At 74.4% G+C, this 5904-nt stretch carries 3 protein-coding genes; 2 read left to right on the forward strand and 1 reads right to left on the reverse strand.

Annotated elements, in window-relative coordinates; genetic code table 11:
* Nucleotides 1–20 precede the first annotated feature (20 nt).
* Nucleotides 21–2108, reverse strand: coding sequence for an asparagine synthase-related protein (locus tag AOJ26_RS36265; RefSeq protein ID WP_053852607.1), 2088 nt, complete (start codon nt 2106–2108; stop codon nt 21–23).
* Nucleotides 2109–2791: 683 nt separating this feature from the next.
* Here AOJ26_RS36265 and AOJ26_RS36270 point away from each other — a divergent pair.
* Nucleotides 2792–4216 carry a hypothetical protein gene (locus AOJ26_RS36270; RefSeq protein ID WP_053852608.1) on the forward strand — a complete coding sequence of 475 codons (1425 nt, stop codon included), beginning with the start codon at nt 2792–2794 and terminating at the stop codon, nt 4214–4216.
* Between the two features lie 73 nt (nt 4217–4289).
* Entirely contained in the window at nt 4290–5510 is a 1221-nt protein-coding gene (gene lhgO, locus AOJ26_RS36275) for an L-2-hydroxyglutarate oxidase (RefSeq protein WP_053852609.1), read from the forward strand.
* Nucleotides 5511–5904 lie beyond the last annotated feature (394 nt).

The raw sequence follows: 5904 nt of genomic DNA on the forward strand, positions 1-5904 counted from the left end.
CACCCGCACAAGAACCCGGCTCAACCGCCGGAGGCCCCCGCTCCCAACGCCCCCCGCTGCGGCCGAATCCCCGCCGGCACCGCACGCGCGCGTGCCGGCGTGCCCGTCCAGCACGTCCCCCGCCGCGCCAGCAACCGCCCCAGCCACAGTTCCAGCGAGACCAGGTCCGCCAGTCCGTCCAACGGCAGCGGCTCACCCTCCGCCGCCGCCCGCAGCGCCTTGCGCACCACCCGGGCCTCGACCAGCCCCGCCTGCGCCAGCAACGGCGTCCCGAACAGGGACATCAGCGAGTCCGCCGCCACCCGCAGCCCGGTACGGGTCGCCGCGGCCGAGGAGGCGTGGGACGGCGCGCCCCAGCCCGGCGGGAGGTCGGAGACGCCCGCGCCCTCCAGGACCGTACGGAGGATCTCCGCGCGGGCCCCCGGCCGGACGCGCAGCGCCTCGGGCAGGGCGCGGCAGGCCCGCACCACCTGGTTGTCCAGGAAGGGCGCGTGCAGCCGCTGGGAGCGGATCTCCACGGCCTGCTCCAGGACCCGCAGGTCGGACGCGTGACGGGCGAGCGCCGCACGCGCGCGGAAGTCGCCGGGGTGCTGCCCGGGACCCACCCCGGAGCGCTGCGTGGCCCCTTGCAGGCGAACCGATACTTCAGCCAGCGCCTCCCCCGTCAGCCACCGCGCCGCGGGTCCCGGTCTGGCCCAGGTGAGCGCCGCGAGGGACGCCCCCGCCGCACCCCCGGGCTCGTCGAAGCGCTGGTGCATGAGCCGGTCGGCCAGCATCTCCAGACCGACCCGGTACGGCGTGCGGGCCAGTTTCCGCGCGGCGCCGTACACGCGCGCGGGGACGAGCACGGAACCGTCCGCCTTGGTCAGGGCGGCCACGGGCCGGACCAGGTGGCGCCGCTTGCGGTCCATGAGCAGGTCGGCGAGGCGCGCCGGGTGGGCGTCGAGCACCTGCCGGGCCCCGTACCCGGTGAAGTGGTCGGCGCTGCCGGCTGCGAGCCGGGCCCGGTGCCGCGCCGCCGTCACCAGGCACGGCCCGGGTTCGTCGGTCAGGGGCCCGTCCAGTTCGGCGTACGGGAGTGTCTCCTCGCCGCCGGTCACCACCACGTGGTGCAGCCGGGGATTGGCCGCGAGCGTCCCGGCCCGCTCCACCTCGGCCTCCCGCCCGCGCACGGCGAGGTCGTTGAAGGTGACCGCGAGCAGCCGCTCACCGGCCCCGGTGCCGTGTCCGAGGACGGTTCCCGGCATCCCCGGCAGCCCGGCGGCGAGCAGCGCGAGCGTCCCGGACGCGGGCCCCCCGGACAGGTCGGCCCCGATCCCCGGCACCGGCATCCCGCGCGCGGCACGCCGTTCGGCGGGCCCCATGCCGGGCACCGGGCCGGGGTCGATGTCGGGCACGTGCCGGGGCGCGGACAGCCGGGCGCGGACCGCCTCGACGAGCGCGTCCCGCACGGCGTTGACCGCGCTGTCCGGGTCGGCGGAGGGCGCGGCGACCGCGAGGGAGGCGACGGGTTCGTAGCCGGCGATCTCACGGGCGCCGTTGCGCAGGATCAGCGCGTGCCCCGGCGGAATGCGCCGTACGCCCTCGTAGGGAGTGGAGTCGTGGAGGGCGGCCGGTACGTCGGGGGCGGCGAGCAGCGCGGCGAGGTGTCCGAAGTCGAGGTTGGCCTCGATGAGGTCGGCGAGGGGCAGGGCCGCGGTCGCGTAGGCCGTGCCGCCGGCCCAGGGCGTGTAGAACACCGGCCGGGCGCCCGCCAGATCGCCGCCGACGGTGATCCGGCGGCCCACCTGGACCACCGCCGTGTACGCGCCCGACCAGGCCGTCAGATGCCGAAGTGCCCCTCCGCGCGCGGCGAGCAGTCCGATCCGGAGCTGTTCGTCGGAGGCCCCGCAGGTGCCGAGGACCGCGATCCGGGTCTGCGCGTCGACCGTGACCACGCGCACCTCGTCCGGGCGCCAGTCGCCGACCGCCCACAGTGGGTCCGGGTCGCCCCACAGGAGGTGCGAACCCACCGGGTGCACGGTCTCGCCGTCGCTTCCGGTGGCTCCCGCCGTCCCGATCCCGGAGACACCCGCGGCGGTGCTGCTCCATCCCACCAACCACCGCATCGACGCCTCCACAGGCTGTGGACAACCAGTGCACCGTTCGAACCGGTCACCATGCTGCCATGAAGGAAGCGTGCCGGAGGGCCGGTGGGGCCGCTCGGGATGCGGGGAACGCGCCCCCGGGAACACCCGCGTACGCCTGTGAACAGGCCTGCTGGGCAAGGAGCGTGCGACGTGAATGCGCCCCCGATACGCTCCCCAAAAACGCCTAACGCGCCCTCAACTGCCATGGTGGGAGGGCTGATCACCCGTAGGGGGGAGGGTCGGTTTTCGGCCAAATCGGCGACCTGGGGACAGGCTTGCGCACGCTCCGTACACAACCCGCGCGCCGCACGACAGGCGCGCAGCCCGGGAGACGCCACTTCGCCCCCCGGGCCGGTCCGCCGCCCGCGGGGATGGAGGCGGCGGTGTCCCCCAGCCCACTGGATCCAGTACAGCGGGCCGACCCACGCACCATCCATGGAAGCGCTCCCCCGGTGGCCGGAGAAGAGCGCACGGACGGGCGCACGGCCACACATCGGGAGCACGACGCAACTGCGCGTATCGGACCCGCACTTCAGTACGGACCACAATCCCGCCATCCGGAACAATGCCCCTTAACGCTTGGGATGCGGCGAACTACGCTGGGTTTACGAATGCCGCGTGGTTATGCCAGCGCGGCAGCCGTCTGTGTCGAGGGGTGGCGCATGTCCAGGGAGCAACGCGGGCCGAACGAAAAACTCGGCGCCGTTCTCGCCCTCGCGGGAATCAGCAACGCAGGACTCGCGCGTCGCGTCAACGATCTTGGCGCTCAACGCGGGTTGACTCTTCGCTACGACAAGACGTCGGTGGCGCGCTGGGTGTCGAAGGGGATGGTGCCGCAGGGTGCGGCTCCGCACCTCATCGCCGCCGCCATCGGCCAGAAGCTCGGCCGCCCGGTGCCGCTCCACGAGATCGGCCTGGCGGACGCGGATCCCGCGCCGGAGGTGGGCCTCGCCTTCCCCAGGGACGTCGGCCAGGCCGTCAGGTCGGCCACGGAGCTCTACCGCCTGGACCTCGCCGGGCGCCGGTCCGGCGCGGGCGGCATCTGGCAGTCGCTCGCCGGCTCCTTCGCAGTGAGCGCATACGCAACGCCCGCCTCGCGATGGCTGATAACCCCGGCCGACAGCTCGGTCGCGCGGGAGGTGAACTCCGCGGAAGCCTCCGGCGCACCGCTCAAAGTCGGCCACAGCGACGTGCAGAAGCTGCGGGAGGCCGCCGAGGACGCCAGGCGCTGGGACTCCAAGTACGGAGGCGGCGACTGGCGTTCGTCCATGGTGCCGGAGTGCTTACGGGTGGAGGCGGCACCGCTGCTGCTCGGCTCGTACTCCGACGAGGTGGGCCGGGCCCTGTTCGGCGCCTCCGCCGAACTCACCCGGCTCGCGGGCTGGATGGCCTTCGACACCGGCCAGCAGGAGGCGGCGCAGCGTTACTACATCCAGGCGCTGCGGCTGGCCCGCGCGGCCGCCGACGTCCCCCTCGGGGGCTACGTGCTGGCGTCGATGTCGCTCCAGGCGACCTACCGGGGCTTCGGCGACGAGGGCGTCGACCTCGCGCAGGCCGCGCTGGAGCGGAACCGGGGGCTGGCGACGGCCCGCACCATGAGCTTCTTCCGGCTCGTCGAGGCGCGGGCACACGCGCGTGCCGGCGACGCGGCCGCGGCCGGAGCGGCGCTCAAGGCGGCCGAGGGGTGGCTGGAGCGGTCCCGGGACGGGGACAACGACCCGTCGTGGCTCGGCTTCTACTCCTACGACCGCTTCGCCGCCGACGCGGCCGAGTGCTACCGCGACCTGAAGGCCCCGCGCCAGGTCCGCCGCTTCACCGAGCAGGCGCTGTCGAAGCCGACGGAGGAGTTCGTACGCTCGCACGGGCTGCGGCTCGTGGTCTCCGCGGTCGCCGAGCTCGAGTCGGGCAATCTCGACGCGGCGTGCGAGCAGGGCGTGCGGGCGGTGGAGGTCGCGGGGCGCATCTCCTCGGCCCGCACCACCGAGTACGTGAAGGACCTGCTGCACCGGCTGGAGCCGTACGGGGACGAGCCCCGGGTGGTGGAGCTCAGGGAGCGGGCCCGGCCGCTGCTGATGGCTCCGGCGTGAGGCCCGGACGGCGGCGCCGCCTCCCGCGTTTGAAGTGACTGTCAGTGGTGCAGTGCACTATCGGGGGTGGGAGGTGGTGCAGGTGCTGTCCGGGATCGCTTACGACTGCGATGTGCTCGTGGTCGGTGGGGGCATCGTCGGGTTGTCCACGGCGTACGCGATCACGCGCAGCGCGCCCGGCACCCGGGTCGTGGTGCTGGAGAAGGAGGCCGGGCCCGCCCGGCATCAGACCGGGCGCAACAGCGGGGTGATCCACAGCGGGATCTACTACCGCCCGGGCTCGCTCAAGGCGCGGTACGCCGTGCGCGGGGCCGCCGAGATGGTGAAGTTCTGCGCGGAGTACGGCATCGCCCACGCCGTCACCGGCAAGCTGATCGTCGCCACCGAGCGGAGCGAGCTGCCGCGGCTGCACGGCCTGGTCCAGCGCGGCCGGGAGAACGGCATTCCGGTGCGGGAGCTGGGCGCCGCCCAGATCGCGGAGTACGAGCCCGAGGTGGAGGGCCTCGCCGCCATACACGTCGGAACCACGGGGATCTGCGACTTCGTCGGGGTCGCCCGGCAGTTGGCCGAGGCCTCGGGCGCGGAGATCCGCTACGGCGCCGAGGTGCGGCGGATCGACCGGCGCCCGGAACGCGGGGTCGCCGTCCTCACGGGCACCGGGGACGTCGTACGCGCGCGGGTGCTGGTGAACTGCGCCGGGCTGCACTGCGACGAGGTGGCGCGGTTGACCGGGGACGACCCCGGGATGCGGATCGTGCCGTTCCGGGGCGAGTACTACTCCCTCGCGCGGCCCGAGCTGGTGCGGGGCCTGGTGTATCCGGTGCCGGACCCGGCGTTCCCGTTCCTCGGGGTGCATCTCACGCGCGGGATCGACGGAGGGGTGCACATCGGCCCCAACGCGGTGCCGGCCCTGGCCCGGGAGGGGTACGACTGGGGGACCGTACGGCCCCGGGAGCTCGGCGCGACCCTGGCGTGGCCCGGGTCCTGGCAGATAGCCCGGCGGCACTGGCGGTACGGCACGGGGGAGCTGCGGCGCTCGGTGTCCCGCAGGGCGTTCACCACGGCGGTCCGGAGACTGCTGCCCGCCGTCACACCGGACGATCTGGTCCCCGCGGCCGCCGGAGTACGCGCACAGGCGGTCCTCCGGGACGGGACGCTGGTGGACGACTTCCTGATCCGCGAGGGAGCGAGGACGGTCCACGTCCTGAACGCCCCCTCCCCCGCGGCGACCGCATCCCTGCCGATCGGCCGGGAGGTGGCCAGACGCGCCCTGGAGACCCTGCGCTCAGCGTGAGAAGCCGGACGGCTTGGCGACCGGGGCCAGCCAGGACCAGGCGCCACGGGCCCCGCCTCCAAGGCTGAGGGCCCAGGGATAGGGCTCCGGGATGGGGGTCCGGGATCCGGGCGAGGCGTCGGCATCCGGGGCCAGGGCCGGGAGTACCGGCTCCCAGCACCGGCCACCCGCTCCGGAGACCGGCCATCGAGCACCGGCCTCGGGCCGCAACCACCAGACACCATGCACTGGCCCCGGGCACCGGCCACCAGCCGCCGACCACCGACCACCCGCTCCAGACACCCACCACCGAGCGCCGCCCCCCCAGCACCAGGCACCAGGCACCGGCCACCGAACACCGACCACCCACCACCGACCACAACCACCGGCCCCAGAACCCACCCCCGGACATCGC

Source organism: Streptomyces sp. NRRL B-24085 (assembly GCF_001282115.1).
Classification (GTDB): Bacteria; Actinomycetota; Actinomycetes; order Streptomycetales; family Streptomycetaceae; genus Streptomyces.

Excerpts from the sequence above, each read along its gene's own strand:
- AOJ26_RS36265 (WP_053852607.1), bottom strand. The coding sequence starts at position 2,108 with ATGCGGTGGTTGGTGGGATGGAGCAGCACCGCCGCGGGTGTCTCCGGG.
- AOJ26_RS36270 (WP_053852608.1), top strand. The coding sequence starts at position 2,792 with ATGTCCAGGGAGCAACGCGGGCCGAACGAAAAACTCGGCGCCGTTCTC.